This window comes from Acidovorax sp. LjRoot204, assembly GCF_056175785.1.
This window is the reverse complement of record NZ_JBGFFF010000018.1, coordinates 18,236-33,268: the sequence shown is the minus strand read 5'-3', so window position 1 is coordinate 33,268 and position 15,033 is coordinate 18,236. Positions and strand designations below refer to the sequence as shown.

Genomic DNA, 15,033 nt, shown 5'->3' with positions numbered 1-15,033 from the left:
ATTTCGACTTTGCAACTTTGAAGAGGCTCCCTATGACGATCAAGATTGGTATCAACGGCTTCGGCCGCATCGGCCGCAACGTGCTGCGCTCGGCCATCCAGAACTTCAGCGACATCGAAGTCGTGGGCATCAACGACCTGCTGGAGCCTGAGTACCTGGCGTACATGCTGCAGTACGACTCGGTGCACGGCCGCTTCAAGGGCACCGTGGCGGTCGAGGGCAACACCCTGATCGTCAATGGCAAGAAGATCCGCCTCACGCAAGAGCGCGACCCCGCCAACCTGAAGTGGAACGAAGTCGGCGCCGACGTGGTGATCGAATCCACCGGCCTGTTCCTGGACAAGGTCACCGCGCAGAAGCACCTGGACGCTGGTGCCAAGAAGGTCATCCTGTCGGCCCCCTCTAAGGACGACACCCCCATGTTCGTGTTCGGCGTGAACCACGACACCTACGCGGGCCAAGCCATCATCTCCAACGCATCGTGCACCACCAACTGCCTGGCTCCCGTGGCCAAGGTGCTGAACGACAAGTGGGGCATCAAGCGCGGCCTGATGACCACCGTGCACGCCGCCACCGCCACGCAAAAGACCGTGGACGGCCCTTCGAACAAGGACTGGCGCGGCGGCCGCGGCATTCTGGAAAACATCATCCCCTCCAGCACCGGTGCTGCCAAGGCCGTGGGAGTGGTGATTCCTGCCCTGAACAAGAAGCTGACCGGCATGTCCTTCCGCGTGCCCACCTCCGACGTGTCGGTGGTGGACCTGACGGTGGAACTGGACAAGGCCGCCACCTACGAAGAAATCAAGGCCGAAATGAAGGCCCAGTCCGAAGGCGCCCTGAAGGGCGTTCTGGGCTACACCGAAGACAAGGTGGTGGCCACCGACTTCCGTGGCGACACCCGCACCTCGATCTTTGATGCCGACGCTGGCATTGCCCTGGACGGCACCTTCGTGAAGGTCGTGAGCTGGTACGACAACGAATGGGGCTACTCGAACAAGTGTCTGGAAATGGTGCGCGTGGTCGCCAAGTAAGCTTTTCTGAAAAGTTGAAAAAGCGCTAGAAGCAACTACCCTGTTCAAGCCGGTCGCCTGCAAAGGCCGCCGGCTTTTTTTCGTCTGCGCGTTTGTGGTGGCTTGCACCGCCTCAGAGCAGGGCAGCGGCAGGCGCCTGCGGCGGCGCGCTGGCAATGTGCACCGTGCGGGTAGGAAACGCAAATTCCACGCCCATGGCTTTGAACTCGCGCAGCAGCCCCAGGTTGATGGACTGCTGCAGGTCCATGTAGAGGTTGTAGGCCGGGTCTTCGACGATGTAGACCACCTCATAGTCCAGCGAGTTGGTGCCCAGCGCCTTGAAATGTGCACGGTCAAAGCGCAGCTCCGGGTGCGCCTCGATGAGCTTGCGCACGACGCCTGGAATGGCCTCGGCCTGCTCGGGGGTGGTGCCATAGGCCACACCAAAGGTGAACACGATGCGCCGCCGCTCCAGCATGCGGAAGTTGCTGATGGTCTGCTTGAGCAGGTCGGTGTTGGACATCACGATCTGCTCGCCCTGCAGACTGCGGATGCGCGTGGTCTTGAGACCAATCACCTGCACGGTGCCCGACACATTGCCCACCACGATGAAGTCGCCCACCTCGAAAGGCTTGTCCACCGCAATCGCCAGCGATGCGAACAGGTCGCCCAAAATGTTCTGTACCGCCAGCGCCACGGCAATACCGCCCACCCCCAAGCTGGCGATGAAGGCCGTGATGTTCACCCCCACGTTGGACAAGATGGCCAGCAGTACCACGCTCCACAGCAGTGTGCGCAGCCCCCACGACATCAGCGTGGCCGAGGCGCTGACCTGCGTCATGCCACTGGACGAGTGCCGCTCCACATAGCGGCGTACGCCAATGCCAATCGCGCGCATGCCCCACAGGCCCATCTGCAGCGCCACGGCCACAAACCACAGCTGGCTCAGGCGGCTCTCCCAGCGGCCCGGCAGGTCGAGCAGGCTTGCGCCCACCAGCAGCGCCACCACCAGCATCAGCGTGCGGCTCGTGCCTTCCAGCACATCCACCAGGGTCAGCGCCATGCCACTGTGCGACTGCGTGGCCCACACCTTGGCGCGGCGGGTCAGCAGGTGCAGCACCACGAGGATGGCTGCGTAGGTGGCCACAGCCGCCGCCAGGGCCACACACAGGCTCCATAGCGGCACGCCCGCAAAGGTGGTCTCCTGGCCCCAGGTGAAAAAGGTGGATGGCGGCATGCAGTAACTCTCCTCTTCGTTGTGTTGCGGTGATGGAGCAGGCGTGCGCAGCGCCCGCGCAGAGGCCCGGCCATGGGACGTGGCGTACGGGTGAAGGGCACCCGCAACAACACGCTGCGTGCGCGTGCTGTCATTGATCGAGACGTGGGGGAGATGAGAGTTCCCGAACGCAACAAGCCACTCTCCTTCACGCAAATGGTGGGCGACTTGTTTGCAAGTGTTCGTAAGACATGCCCCACAGCAATACAGAGGCAGGGCCTACGCCTGCTTGCCGGGCGAGCCCCAACAATGCATCAACACCAGAACCCCCTGGTGGCCCGCCCGATACGTCGGTACGGCCTACCCAACCACCTCCAGAGGAGTCCACCACACCATGCATTCATCCGCATTGATCCGTACCGCCACAGCGGCACTCGCACTGGGCGCACTGGCCGCCTGTTCTTCCACCCCGGCGCCCACCGAACAGATGGCGGTCACCCGCACCACTGTCAACCGCGTGGCGGCTGCCCCGGCTGTGGCCACCAGCTCCCCCGTGCAGCTGCAGCAAGCACGCGAGAAGCTGATGCAGGCCGAAAAAGCGATGGCAGAGAAGGACTATGTGGCGGCACGCCGCCTGGCCGCTGAGGCCGAGGTAGATGCCCGTGTCGCTGAAACCCGCGCAGACGCGGCCAGCAATGCCGCCAACCTAGCCCAAGTGCAAGACGGTATCCGCGCACTGCAAGAAGAAATCAACCGCCGATCGCCCCGCTGAGCCAGCGCCAACCATGGGGCCACCGCGCCCCCTGGCTTCGCCTCAGGCACACACCGTTGAGGCCCCCGCGATTGCCCCACCCCATTTCAAGGAACACCTGACCATGCACCGCTTTTTTCACCGAACCACCGCCCTGTGCACCAGCCTGATTGCCGTTGGCCTGCTGGCCGCCTGCGCCAGCACCACCCCATCGCCCGCGCTGGAAGAGGCCCGTACCGCAGTGAGCACCGCTGCAGGAGACCCGGCCGTCAACCAGTACGCGCAGCTCGAACTGAAGCAAGCCACCGACGCACTGGCCAAGGCCGACCGCGTGTGGGCCGATGACCGCGACACGTCCGAGACCAACCACCTGGCGTACATCGCCCGCCAACGCGCCGAGATCGCCACCAATGCAGCCCGCGCACGCCAGCTCGATGCCAACATCAAACAGGCAGGCAGCGAAGCCGACCGCATCCGTCTGCAGGCCCGCACCCAAGAGGCTGACGCGGCCCGCCTGCGCGCCCAGCAAGCCCAGCAGCAGGCGATGAGCGCCGAGCAACGCGCCGCACAACAGCAGGCGCAAGCCACCGCTGCCATGGCCCAGGCCAATGCGGCACAAGACCGCGTGCGCGCACTCGAAGCGCAATTGCGCGAACTCGAAGCCCAGCAGACCGAACGCGGCCTGCTGGTGACCTTGGGCGATGTGCTGTTTGCCTTCAACAAGGCCGAACTCTCGGCCCAGGCCGGCCCGCGCCTGGACAAGCTGGCGAACTTTCTCAAACAGTTCCCGGACCGCAAGCTGTTGATCGAGGGCTACACCGACAGCGTGGGTGGCGACAGCTACAACCAGGACCTGTCAGACCGCCGCGCGCAGGCCGTGCGCGATGCGTTGGTGCAGCGCGGCGTGGACAGCAGCCGCATCGCCGCACGCGGCTACGGCAAGGCCCACCCGGTGGCTGACAACGCGTCGCCCGAAGGCCGCGCCATGAACCGCCGTGTGGAGATCGTGATTGCCGATGACAAGGGCAATTTGCGAGGCCGTTGAGGCCCCACAAAAAGTCCTACCGTGAAGCCGTATTGAAGCTGCAGTGAACCTGCACTGAAGCCCACAAAGACCGCGCCGCCTACGCTGCGCGGTCTTCAAACGTTTCGGTATCGACTTCGCTCGCGGATTGTGCGTTGTAGCGCTGGCCCACTACCGTGCGCTCGTTGATCAGCGCATCCAGCCGCGCCATGGTGGCGGCGTCCAGCCGCACGTTGGCAGCACCCAGGTCGTCCTGCAAATGCTCCACACTGGTGGTGCCTGGGATGGGAATGATGTGCTCGGCCTTGTGCAGCAGCCACGCCAGCGCCAGCTGGGCGGGGGTGCAACCCATATCGTGCGCAATGGCTTGATAGCCGTCGAGCAGATTCAGATTGGCGGCATAGGCGTCGGGCGCAAAACGGGGCATGGCGCGGCGGATATCCTTGGCATCCAGCGTGCTCACATCGCGCAGATCGCCACACAGAAAGCCCCGCGCCACGGGGCTGAACGCCACAAAGGCGGCGCCCAGTTCTCGGCAGGCGTCCAGCACAGCAATCTCGGGGTTGCGCGTCCAGAGCGAATACTCGGTCTGCACCGCAGCAATGGGGTGCACCGCGTGCGCCTTGCGCAGCGTGGCGGCCGACACCTCCGACAGGCCGATGCTGCGGATCTTGCCCGCACGCACCAGGTCGGCCAGTGCGCCCATGCTGTCTTCAATGGGCACCTTCTTGTCCCAGCGGTGCAGGTAGTACAGGTCGATCACGTCGGTCTGCAGACGGCGCAGGCTGTCTTCGCAGGTCTGGCGCAGCGTGGCGGGGCGGCCGTCGATCACGCGCACCAGCTTGCCGTCGCCATTCACATCCACGCCCTGCATGCCGCATTTGCTGGCCAGGGTGAAACGGCTGCGGTGCTGCTTCAGCACACGGCCCACCAGGGTTTCGTTGGCGCCAAAGCCGTACAGCGTGGCGGTGTCAAACAGCGTCACGCCCGCATCCAGCGCGGCCAGCAGCACGCGTTCGCCCTGCTCGGCAGACACCGGGGCGCCATAGGCGTGCGACAGGTTCATGCAGCCCAGGCCGATGGCCGAGACGGAGAAAGGTCCAAGGTTTCTTTGTTGCATGCCGCGAGCTTACGGCAAGCGAGGCAACCCACCGGGTGGCTCGGGCTTGGAGGCTGGGCTAAGCCTTTGCAACGGGTGGCCGCTTCGCCCACAGCTCAATGCGCTCGCCCGCAGCACAAGCGGCCACCAGCTGCGCAAACCGCGCCTCCCGGGTCGCATCGCGTTTGGCGGATGTGACCCAGTGCAGCATCACCTTGCGGTAGCTGGGCGGTGTGGACTCCTGAAAGTACCGCCACGCGGCCTTGTTGCGCTGGAAAATGCGTTGCAGCGCCACCGGCAGCTCGGCCACCCCCGCCTGCTCGTGCGAGTAAATGGCCGACTTGTCTGCCTTGCGGTGCGCGAAGGCGGCCAGCCCCGCAGGCGTCATGCGGCCTGCCGCCTGCAACTGCTCCACTTTGGCGATGTTGACCGCACTCCAGATCGACGACGGCTTGCGCGGAGTGAAGCGGATCGAATACGTGTGCTCGTCAATACGCCGCCGAATGCCATCGATCCACCCAAAGCACAGCGCTTCGTCCACCGACTCCGGCCAGCCCAAGCTGGGGCGGCCCGAGCCCACCTTGTGAAAACCCACCAGCAGCTCCGTCGCGCTGGCGGCGTGGCGCTCCAGCCAATCGCGGAACGCCTGCGGGGTGGCAAAGAAGGTGGGCGCGGGCTGCTGGATCATGGTGCTGCAAACGTCCTTCCGTCTTGCCTTCTTCCTACCAGTTGCAGCTGCAGGTGCGCGGGTCAGGCCACCACGGCGTCATGCACTTGCTCGGCGTGTGGTCCCAGCGGCACCACGCACAGCGTCACACCATCAAGCGTGAGCACCAGCCCCAACTGCCCGCCTACCTGCACCACCCCACCCACAGTGGCGCTTGCGCGCTGGGCACGCGGTGGCACAAGCTGCATCGCCTGGGCTGCGGCATGCACCGCCCCCGCGCTGACGGGCGGCTGGCGCAGCAGCGCCCACAGTGTCTGTGGGTCTCGCGATTGCAGCGACTGCAGATACAGGCGCAGCACTGCGGCGTTGGCGCCCTTGGGTTCATCGCTGGATTCGTCGCCCTCCTGCGCCTGCCGCAGCCGCTGCAAGGCGCGGCGCAGTTGCTGGCGGCTGGCTGCTTCAGACCGACCGCTGGCCTGCGCCAGCTCGGCATGGCTGGCGTCGAACACAGCATGCAACAGCAACGCAGCGCCCTCCGCAGGCGTCACATACTCGGCAAGTCGCCGCAGCGCCAGCGTGGCCTGCTGCGCAAGAGCCGCATCGGCCTCCGCAGAAGGTGCGACCGCGCCAGCGACATCGGCGTGCGCGCTCTGCACGGCTTCAGCCAGCCATTGCGCCATCCACTGGCGCCGCCGCAAACGGTCGATGGCCAGATTGCGCACCACAGTCAGCAGCCAGGCCTGGGCAGCATTGAGCGCAGGGGCATTGGCCTCCAGCGCGCGCACATAGGCGTCCTGCACCGCGTCTTCAGCATCGGCCGGGCCTAGAAGGCGCGTGGCGGCGCGCACCAAGGCACTGCGGCTGGCGCCTACGAGCGCCACGGTGTGTTCGTCTTTTCGCATCGGAGCATGGTGCCACAGGCAGACCCAAAGCAGACTAGGACAGCAGTTGATGGACGAATGCAAGGATCCGGCGTTGGGTCGAAGGAAGGGCTCAGGCCCAAAGCAGACCTTGCGCGTAGCGTACCAATCGATCGGTGTGGCGGACTTCTGTAAAGTCTCAACATGTTGATCCATCACCCTCGTTCCACGCCCCAACTCCACCGCGATTTCCTCGATCGCGCCGTCTCTATCTTGGCAGCAGACTCCCGGGTTGTCGGTGTTGCAGCGGCCGGCTCCTATTCTGCAGACCTGATGGACGACTACAGCGATCTAGATTTGGTCGTCGTGTGCGAGGGCGCGAGCTTTGACGAGGTGATGCAGAGCCGCAAGCAAGTCGCTTCCAAGCTCGGGCGGCTGGTGGCAGCGTTCACAGGCGAGCACGTCGGCGAGCCACGCTTACTGATCTGCCTTTACGGACCACCCGCCCTTCATGTTGACCTCAAGTTTGTTCGCATTGAGGATCTGAAAGACCGGGTCGACCAACCCACCGTGTTGTGGGAGCGCGATGTGCGGCTGACCGAGGCACTAGCCCACGGGAAGCGAGCATTTCCCCCGCCCGACCACCAGTGGATCGAAGATCGATTCTGGGTGTGGGTGCACTACGGCGCCTCGAAGATTGCCCGCGGAGAACTGCAGGAGGCGTTGGACTTCTTCTCTTTTTTGCGCGGGTGCGTGCTTGGTCCGCTTGGGCTTGAACGTGCGGGCAAGGCACCCATCGGTGTTCGGCGGGTAGAACTAGTGCCAGAGTTGGCGTCATTGCTGGCAAACACGGTTGCTACTCTGAATGCTCCCGCATTGTTGGAAGCGCTGGAGAACACTATCGCGGCGTATCGGACCCTTCGTGCGTCGACGGTCAAAGTGAACACAGACGGCGAATACGTTGCCATGAATTTTTTGCACCAAGTACGCAGCCAAATGGGTTGAAGGCCCCGGGGCGTTCTTCACGTACCCTGGAGCCGCAAGTTCCGGTTCTGGCCGATAGCACCCACCCCAATGTCACCCAGCAGTTGCAATGCAGCCTAACCCTCTGGCCTGGGGGAAACATAGGTAGCTACGCCTGACAAGGCTGGCTGAACGGGCACAACCCGCAGCAAAAAGCCACCCGCTATTCCCCCCCGCGACAAGCTCCACCCGCCGTTCCATGGACAATCTCGGCATGTCTGGCGCACCTACTCCTACTTCACCCCCCTCCTCGCCCCGCCCCGTGCTGATAGCTGGCGGCGGCATCGGTGGCATGGCCACTGCCCTGACCCTGCACCAGATCGGCGTGCCCTGCATCGTCTTTGAAACAGTGCCCGAGCTGCAGCCGCTGGGCGTGGGCATCAACCTGCAGCCCAACGCCGTGCGAGAACTGCACGACCTGGGGTTTGGCAACGAGGTGCTGGACACGATTGGCCTGCAGGCGCGCGAATGGGCGCTGGTGGGTCGCAACGGCAACGAGGTGTACGCCGAGCCACGCGGGCTGGAGGCGGGCTACCACTGGCCCCAGTATTCGGTGCACCGGGGGCAGCTGCAGATGATGCTGTTCAACGCGGTGCGAGAGCGCCTGGGAACCGACGCAGTGCAGCTGGGGCAGCGGGTGGTGGGCTACCGGCAGGATGCAAACGGCGTCACCGCCATTGTCGAGACACGCGACGGAGAGAAGCGTGAGGTAGCTGGCTCGCTGCTGATTGCCGCCGACGGCCTGCACTCGGCCGTGCGGGCGCAGATGCACCCCACGCAGCCGCCCATCCAGTGGGGCGGTGCCATCATGTGGCGCGGCACCACGCCGGGGGTGCCGGTGCGCACGGGCGCGTCGTTTGTGGGCGTGGGCTCGCTGCGGCACCGTGTGGTGTTCTACCCCATCACCCCGCCCGACCCGGCCACAGGCCTGGCCACCATCAACTGGATCGCCGAGATCACGGTCGACAACCAGGGCGGCTGGCAGCAGGGCGACTGGAACCGGCGCGTGGCACTGGAGGAGTTCATCCACCACTTCGAGGGCTGGAACTACAGCTGGCTGGACGTGCCTGCCATGCTGCGCGGCGCCAAGGACATTTTTGAGTACCCCATGATCGACCGCGACCCCGTGCCCACCTGGGTAGACGGCCGCGTGGCGCTGCTGGGCGACGCGGCGCATGTGATGTACCCCGTGGGCTCCAACGGTGCCAGCCAGGCCATCGTGGATGCGCGCGTGCTGGGGGCGCAGCTCATCGCGCACGGTGTGGGCCCGCAGGCGCTGCGTGCCTATGACGACAAGCTGTGCAAGGACATCTCTGCGCTGGTGCTGCGCAACCGGGGCTCCGGCCCGTTTGGTCTGCTGGGGCTGGTGGACGAGCGCTGCGGCGGGGTGTTCGACCACATCGACGACGTGCTGCCGCGCGAGGAACGCGAGGGCTTCATGGCCCGCTACAAGGCGGCGGCGGGCTTTGCGATCGAGACGCTGAATGCGGCGCCGCCCACCATTGCGCCGGGGCAACGCGTGGCCGCAGGCTGAACAGTCCAAAGGGTGCAGTGCGGGCCAGTGGGTCCGCCATGCAGCGCTGGCCTGGATATGCAAGCGCAGAGAAATGTCACGCCCGGCGTCTCTCGTTCGTCAAGGCAGTCCTATCACTCGCAAGGACTTGCCCCATGGACACGCCAGACACCACCACACCCGCTCCAGCCCCAACCCAAGGCGCCGAACCGCGCACGTCTTACCTGGAAGAAAAAGCCTTCAAGGCCCGCACCCTGCTGGTCTTTGGCACCATCACCGACACCCTGGCCGCCGATGTGGCGCGGCGGCTGATTGCGCTGGATGCCGAGAGCGCCGAGCCCATCGACATGCTGGTGAGCTCGCCCGGCGGGCACCTGGAGTCGGGCGACACGATCCATGACCTGGTGCGCTTCATTTCTGCGCCGGTGAACATGATTGGCACCGGCTGGGTGGGCAGCGCGGCCACGCACCTGTACCTGGCGGCACCCCGCGAGCGGCGGTTCTGCCTGCCCAACACGCGCTTTCTGATCCACCAGCCCAGCGGTGGCGCCGGCGGCCCGGCCAGTGACATCGCCATCCAGGCGCGCGAGATGGTGAAAGCGCGTGAGCGGATTGCAGCCACCATCGCTCGGCAGACCGGCAAGCCGCTGGAGGTGGTGCTGGCAGACATCGAGCGCGACCGCTGGCTGTCGGCCGAAGAGGCCGTGGACTATGGTCTGGTCTCGCGCATCATCGAGCACAAGGCGGCATTGAAGGAGTGATGCCAGGCACCCCTAACTATCAAATGCATAGCTGCTGGCGCTTGATATAAAAGCGCCAGCAGCCAATTGGGCTTGCAATCAGCCTGCGTTGAGCTGCAGCTCCAGGTCGTGCAGCACCTGGTAGCACGGCAGCACCTGTGCCACGCTGGCGTTGGGCTCGCGGCCTTCGCGGATGGCGGCGAAGAACTCGCGGTCCTGCAGCTCAATGCCGTTCATGCTCACATCGACCTTGCTCACGTCGATCTTCTCTTCCTTGCCATTCACCAGGTCGTCGTAGCGCGCGATGTACGTGGCCGAGTCGCCGATGTAGCGGAAGAAGGTGCCGAGCGGGCCGTCGTTGTTGAACGAGAGCGACAGCGTGCAGATGGCACCGTTGGCGGCCTTGAGCTGGATGCTCATGTCCATCGCAATGCCCAGCGTGGGGTGGATAGGGCCCTGGATGGCGTTGGCCTTCACGATGGGGCTGCCGGCCTGGTAGGCGAACAGGTCCACCGTGTGGGCAGCGTGGTGCCACAGCAGGTGGTCCGTCCAGCTGCGGGCCTGGCCCAGCGCGTTCATGTTGGTGCGGCGGAAGAAGTAGGTCTGCACATCCATCTGCTGGATGTTGAACTCGCCTGCCGTGATCTTCTTGTGCACGTACTGGTGGCTGGGGTTGAAGCGGCGGGTGTGGCCACACATGGCCACCAGGCCGGTCTGCTTTTGCAGGGCGATGACCTTCTCGCCATCGGCCAGCACGTCGCACAGCGGGATCTCGACCTGTACATGCTTGCCCGCTTCCAGGCAGGCGAGGGTCTGGCTGGCGTGCATCTGCGTGGGCGTGCACAGGATCACGGCGTCCACCTCCTTGATCGCCAAGCTGTCGGCCAGGTCGGTGGTGACATGCTTGATGCCGTACTTGTCGGCCACTTCCTGGGTCTTGGCCAGGTCGCGGCTGATGAGGGAGACGACTTCAACGCCGTCAATGTTCTTGATGCCGTCCAGGTGCTTGATGCCGAAGGCGCCAGCGCCGGCGAGTGCGACTTTGATGGTCATGGTGTGTGTCCTTTGGCGTGTTTTTTAGGTGTTCTCAAGAATCAGGTGGCCCACGGCGGTGTTGGACGCGGGCACATGGTAGAAGCGGTGCGCCAGCTTGGGTGGCTTGCCACCGGCCACATCGGCCATGGCGCCGCGGGCGATGAGCCACATCACGAGTTCAATGCCTTCGCTGCCGGCTTCGCGTACATAGTCGATGTGCGGGATGCTGGCGGCGGCCTCGGGGTCGTTGATGAGCTTGTCGAGGAAGACGTTGTCAAACTCCTTGTTGATGAGACCTGCGCGCGGGCCCTGCAGCTGATGGCTCATGCCGCCCGTGCCCCAGATGTGCACGTTCAGGTCTTCGTCGTAGCTCTCCACGGCCTTGCGGATGGCCTGGCCCAGGTTGTAGCAGCGGCGGCCGCTGGGCACGGGGTACTGCACCACGTTGACGGCGAACGGGATCACCGGGCAGGGCCAGGCGCCCGTCTTAGGATCTTGCTGGCCGCACATCAGCGACAGCGGCACGGTGAGACCGTGGTCCACGTCCATCTTGTTGACGATGGTGAGGTCAAAGTCCTGCTGGATGACCGACTGGGCAATGTGCGCGGCCAGGTCGGGGTGGCCCTGCACCACGGGCACGGGGCGGGGGCCCCAGCCCTCGTCGGCGGGCTGGAACTGCGCGGCCGTGCCGATGGCGAACGTGGGGATCATCTCCAGGCTGAAGGCCGTGGCGTGGTCGTTGTAGACCAGGAAGATCACGTCGGGCTTGTTGTCCTTCATCCATTGCTTGGAGAAGTCGTAGCCCGCGAACAGCGGCTTCCAGTAGTCTTCCTGCGTCTTGCCCAGGTCCAGCGCAGCGCCAATGGCAGGCACGTGCGACGTGAACACGGAGGCGGTGATCTTGGCCATGGTCAGTTTCCTTTCTTGCCGGCAGCGCCTTGTGGCTGGCGGTGAGCCTGTGCGTCGCCGTCTTCGCCGATCACGCGGTTGCCATTGGCCGAGCGGCCGCCGCTGATCATCATGTTGCGGTATTCCTCTTCGGTCATGCCGGTCATGCTGCCCGCCATCTGCTGGAAGCTCTTGCCATCGGTGGCGCCGATCTTGGCCAAAAAGTAGATGTTGCCGCCCAGGCGGATGCACCAGTTCAGGTCGCGTGCCAGCACGGCCTGCTTCTGCTCTTCGGTCATCGCCCATTCATCGAGGTAGGCGCGTTCGTTGGCCTTGAAACGCTCGCGGTTGCCAGCCTTCATCAGGCTCATGCAGAACTGGTTGAGCCAGTAGCCCTTGCGGCTTTGCTCGGCGTCGAAGATGGTCGTGCCGGGCACGTCCAGGTAGGGTTTGTCGAGTGGCATGGCATCAGCCTTTCTTTGTCACTTCTTCAGGCCAGTAGAGGCGCATGGGGTTATCCACCAGCAGCTTTTGCTGCAGCTCGGCCGTGGGGGCGATGTGCGGAATGAAGTCCACCAGCAGGCCGTCGTCGGGCATGTGGTCCTTGAGGTTGGGGTGCGGCCAGTCGGTGCCCCAGAGCACGCGGTCGGGGAACTCTGCGACCACCTTGCGGGCGAACGGGATCACGTCGGTGTAGGCATTTTGCTCTCCGTTCAGGGCCTTGGGGCCAGTCACGGAGAGGCGCTCGGGGCAGCTCACCTTGCTCCACACATTGGGATGCTGGCGCATGAACTTCAGGAACAGCTCAAACTCCGGTCCGTCCACTGGCTTGTTCACATCGGGGCGGCCCATGTGGTCCACCACCACGGTGGTGGGCAGGGCAGTGAAGAAGTCCCACAGCTCGGGAAGGTCCACGGCCTCGAAGTAGATCACCACGTGCCAGCCGAGCTTGGCGATGCGCGCGGCAATCTCCATCAGCTCGTCCTTGGGCGTGAAATCCACCAGGCGCTTGACGAAGTTGAAGCGCACGCCACGCACACCAGCGTCGTGCATGGCCTGCAGCTCTTGGTCGGTGACCGAGCGCTTGACGGTGGCCACGCCCCGCGCCTTGCCGCCAGAGTGGACCAGCGCATCCACCATCGCGCGGTTGTCCGCACCGTGGCAGGTGGCCTGCACCACCACGTTGCGCGCAAAGCCCAGGTGGTCGCGCAGCGCGTACAGCTGGTGTTTGCTGGCGTCGCAGGGCGTGTACTTGCGCTCGGGCGCGTAGGGGAACTCGGCCCCGGGGCCGAACACGTGGCAGTGCGCGTCCACAGCGCCTGCGGGCACCTGGAAGCGGGGTTTGCTGGGGCCGGCGTACCAGTCCAGCCAGCCGGGGGTCTTGGTGAATTCGCTCATGGGCGTGGGTCCTTGGTTGCTGGGTGGGGCAGGTCAGTCGAGGGACACGTTGGCCTTCTTGATCACGTCGCCAAAGCGCTGGCTCTCGTCCTTGACGAACTGGCCGAACTGCGCGCGCGTTGTGGGGAAGGGCTCGTAGCCAAAGCTCTTGAACTTCTCCTGCACATCGGCGCCGGACAGGGCCTGCTCGATGTCCTTGCGGATCTTGTCGGTCACGGCAGGGGGCAGGCCGGGCGGCACCGCGATGGCGTTCCAGCCCGTCACCTCAAAGCCCTTGGGGCCACCCGATTCGCCCACAGTGGGCACATCCGGAAAGCTGGCCAGGCGCTGCGGCGCGGTGACGGCCAGAAAGCGCAGCTTGCCCGCACGTTGCAGCGGCCCGGCTGTGGCGGCGCTGCCCAGCGCAAACGACAGCTCGCCGGTGGAGACCGAGGTGTAGAGCTGCGTGGTTTCTTTGTAGAGCACGTGCTCCATCTGCGTGCCGGTGGCGCTTTCAAACAGCTCGGAGCCCAGGTGCACCGGGTTGCCGATGGACCAGGAGCCGTAGTTGAGCTTGCCGGGGTTGGCCTTGGCGTCGGCCACGATGTCGCCCACGGTTTTGTATTTGCTGTTGGCGGCCACGGTGAAGAAGAAATAGGTCTTGAACAGCGGCAGCAGCGTGTCGAAGTCTTTGGTCGTGTCGTACGGCAGCTTCTTGAACAGGCTGGGGTATGCGGCCAGGTGTACGTTGTCGAGCACGATCAGGTCATGCCCGTCCTTGGCGCCGCGCTTGAACGCATCGATGGCGATGAAGCCGTTGCCACCGGGGCGGTTCTCGACCACCACGGGCTGGCCCCAGCTCTTGGACAACTTGTCGGCCACCAGGCGGGCCACGCCGTCCGGGCCACCGCCCACGGGGAAGGGCGTGATGATGCGCACGGGCTTGGACGGAAACGCCTGCGCCGAGGCGAACTGGGGCACACAGCCCAGGGCTGTGGCCAGGCCCACGGCCAGGCCCACACGGCGGGAGAGAGAAACGGGAGACACGGAACAACGCATGGAAAGAAGAAGCTGTTTGCTATTAATTACATAGCTGCAAGCGCATGATCGAATAGCGCCTGCAGCCCAAAAGACTGAAAAACTGCTCAATCGATGTACTTGAGGCCCGCCTTCTCCAGGCCGGGGCGCATGTTGTACATGTCCAGGCCCAGCACGCCGCTGGCGAGCTTGGCGCGCTTCTCGCCCTCAAAGCTCTCGCGCTTTTGCGCGGCGGCCAGGGTCTCGGCCGCGCGGGCGGCGGGCACACACACCACACCGTCGTCGTCGGCCACGATCACGTCACCCGGCGTGACCAGTGCACCGGCGCACACCACGGGGATGTTGACCGAGCCCAGCGTGGCCTTGATGGTGCCCTTGCTGCTGATGGCCTTGCTCCACACGGGGAAGTTCATCTCCTGCAGCGTCTTCACGTCGCGCACACCGGCGTCGATGATGAGCGCGCGCGCGCCCCGGGCCTGGAAGCTGGTGGCCAGCAGGTCGCCAAAGTAGCCGTCGGTGCACTCCGAGGTGACAGCCGCCACCACGATGTCGCCGGGCTGGATCTGCTCGGCCGCCACATGCATCATCCAGTTGTCGCCAGGCTGCAGCAGCACGGTGACGGCCGTGCCGCTGACCTGCTGGCCACTGTAGATGGGGCGCATATAGGGCTTGAGCAGGCCCACGCGGCCCATGGCCTCGTGCACGGTGGCCGAGCCGAGTGCAGCCAGGCCGTCAGCGGCTGCGCGGTCAGCGCGGGTGATGTTGCGATAGACAACGCCAAGTTCAAACATG

At 64.9% G+C, this 15,033-nt stretch carries 16 protein-coding genes; 6 read left to right on the top strand and 10 right to left on the bottom strand.

Annotated elements, in window-relative coordinates; translation table 11 throughout:
- The first annotated feature begins 32 nt into the window (after nt 1–32).
- Nucleotides 33–1,031, top strand: coding sequence for a type I glyceraldehyde-3-phosphate dehydrogenase (gap, locus tag AC04MI_RS05935; protein WP_099731861.1), 999 nt, complete (start codon nt 33–35; stop codon nt 1,029–1,031).
- A 112-nt stretch (nt 1,032–1,143) separates the two neighbouring features.
- Here the strand turns inward: gap and AC04MI_RS05930 are convergent, their stop codons facing one another.
- Nucleotides 1,144–2,247 carry a mechanosensitive ion channel family protein gene (locus tag AC04MI_RS05930; protein WP_436076829.1) on the bottom strand — a complete coding sequence of 368 codons (1,104 nt, stop codon included), beginning with the start codon at nt 2,245–2,247 and terminating at the stop codon, nt 1,144–1,146.
- Between the two features lie 373 nt (nt 2,248–2,620).
- Here AC04MI_RS05930 and AC04MI_RS05925 point away from each other — a divergent pair, with 373 nt between their 5' ends.
- Nucleotides 2,621–2,998: a DUF4398 domain-containing protein gene (locus AC04MI_RS05925; RefSeq protein ID WP_108499265.1), complete on the top strand. Its 378-nt coding sequence runs from the start codon at nt 2,621–2,623 to the stop codon at nt 2,996–2,998.
- 103 nt (nt 2,999–3,101) lie between these two features.
- Nucleotides 3,102–4,022, top strand: a complete 921-nt coding sequence (locus AC04MI_RS05920) for an OmpA family protein (protein WP_108499268.1) — start codon at nt 3,102–3,104, stop codon at nt 4,020–4,022.
- Nucleotides 4,023–4,101: 79 nt separating this feature from the next.
- On the opposite strand, the gene AC04MI_RS05915 is transcribed toward AC04MI_RS05920, so the two are convergent.
- The 3 genes from AC04MI_RS05915 to AC04MI_RS05905 all read right to left on the bottom strand — a co-directional run bounded on the left by AC04MI_RS05915 (nt 4,102) and on the right by AC04MI_RS05905 (nt 6,669).
- A complete protein-coding gene (locus tag AC04MI_RS05915; RefSeq protein ID WP_108499264.1) occupies nt 4,102–5,121 on the bottom strand; it encodes an aldo/keto reductase in 1,020 nt (339 codons plus the stop codon).
- A 58-nt stretch (nt 5,122–5,179) separates the two neighbouring features.
- Nucleotides 5,180–5,788 (bottom strand): YdeI/OmpD-associated family protein, encoded by a 609-nt coding sequence (locus AC04MI_RS05910; protein ID WP_108499263.1) that lies wholly within the window; start codon nt 5,786–5,788, stop codon nt 5,180–5,182.
- 62 nt (nt 5,789–5,850) lie between these two features.
- Nucleotides 5,851–6,669: a sigma-70 family RNA polymerase sigma factor gene (locus AC04MI_RS05905; protein WP_260668843.1), complete on the bottom strand. Its 819-nt coding sequence runs from the start codon at nt 6,667–6,669 to the stop codon at nt 5,851–5,853.
- Between the two features lie 162 nt (nt 6,670–6,831).
- On the opposite strand from AC04MI_RS05905, the gene AC04MI_RS05900 reads away from it, so the two are divergent.
- From AC04MI_RS05900 to AC04MI_RS05890, 3 genes are all read left to right on the top strand, one after another.
- Complete coding sequence (locus tag AC04MI_RS05900; protein ID WP_108499261.1) at nt 6,832–7,632, top strand: nucleotidyltransferase domain-containing protein; 801 nt, start codon at nt 6,832–6,834, stop codon at nt 7,630–7,632.
- Nucleotides 7,633–7,864: 232 nt separating this feature from the next.
- Entirely contained in the window at nt 7,865–9,184 is a 1,320-nt protein-coding gene (locus AC04MI_RS05895) for a flavin-dependent oxidoreductase (protein WP_436076828.1), read from the top strand.
- Between the two features lie 134 nt (nt 9,185–9,318).
- Nucleotides 9,319–9,924 (top strand): ATP-dependent Clp protease proteolytic subunit, encoded by a 606-nt coding sequence (locus AC04MI_RS05890; protein ID WP_436076827.1) that lies wholly within the window; start codon nt 9,319–9,321, stop codon nt 9,922–9,924.
- Between the two features lie 78 nt (nt 9,925–10,002).
- On the opposite strand, the gene AC04MI_RS05885 is transcribed toward AC04MI_RS05890, so the two are convergent.
- The 6 genes from AC04MI_RS05885 to ligK all read right to left on the bottom strand — a co-directional run bounded on the left by AC04MI_RS05885 (nt 10,003) and on the right by ligK (nt 15,032).
- A complete protein-coding gene (locus AC04MI_RS05885) occupies nt 10,003–10,956 on the bottom strand; it encodes a Gfo/Idh/MocA family oxidoreductase (RefSeq protein ID WP_108498508.1) in 954 nt (317 codons plus the stop codon).
- 24 nt (nt 10,957–10,980) lie between these two features.
- Nucleotides 10,981–11,847 (bottom strand): class III extradiol dioxygenase subunit beta, encoded by an 867-nt coding sequence (locus AC04MI_RS05880; RefSeq protein WP_108498509.1) that lies wholly within the window; start codon nt 11,845–11,847, stop codon nt 10,981–10,983.
- Nucleotides 11,848–11,849: 2 nt separating this feature from the next.
- Nucleotides 11,850–12,290: a protocatechuate 4,5-dioxygenase subunit alpha gene (gene ligA, locus AC04MI_RS05875; protein WP_056067994.1), complete on the bottom strand. Its 441-nt coding sequence runs from the start codon at nt 12,288–12,290 to the stop codon at nt 11,850–11,852.
- A 4-nt stretch (nt 12,291–12,294) separates the two neighbouring features.
- Nucleotides 12,295–13,224 (bottom strand): amidohydrolase family protein, encoded by a 930-nt coding sequence (locus AC04MI_RS05870; protein WP_108498511.1) that lies wholly within the window; start codon nt 13,222–13,224, stop codon nt 12,295–12,297.
- Nucleotides 13,225–13,257: 33 nt separating this feature from the next.
- Nucleotides 13,258–14,262 carry a Bug family tripartite tricarboxylate transporter substrate binding protein gene (locus AC04MI_RS05865; RefSeq protein ID WP_436076826.1) on the bottom strand — a complete coding sequence of 335 codons (1,005 nt, stop codon included), beginning with the start codon at nt 14,260–14,262 and terminating at the stop codon, nt 13,258–13,260.
- Nucleotides 14,263–14,348: 86 nt separating this feature from the next.
- Entirely contained in the window at nt 14,349–15,032 is a 684-nt protein-coding gene (gene ligK / locus AC04MI_RS05860; RefSeq protein ID WP_015016178.1) for a 4-carboxy-4-hydroxy-2-oxoadipate aldolase/oxaloacetate decarboxylase, read from the bottom strand.
- Nucleotide 15,033 lies beyond the last annotated feature (1 nt).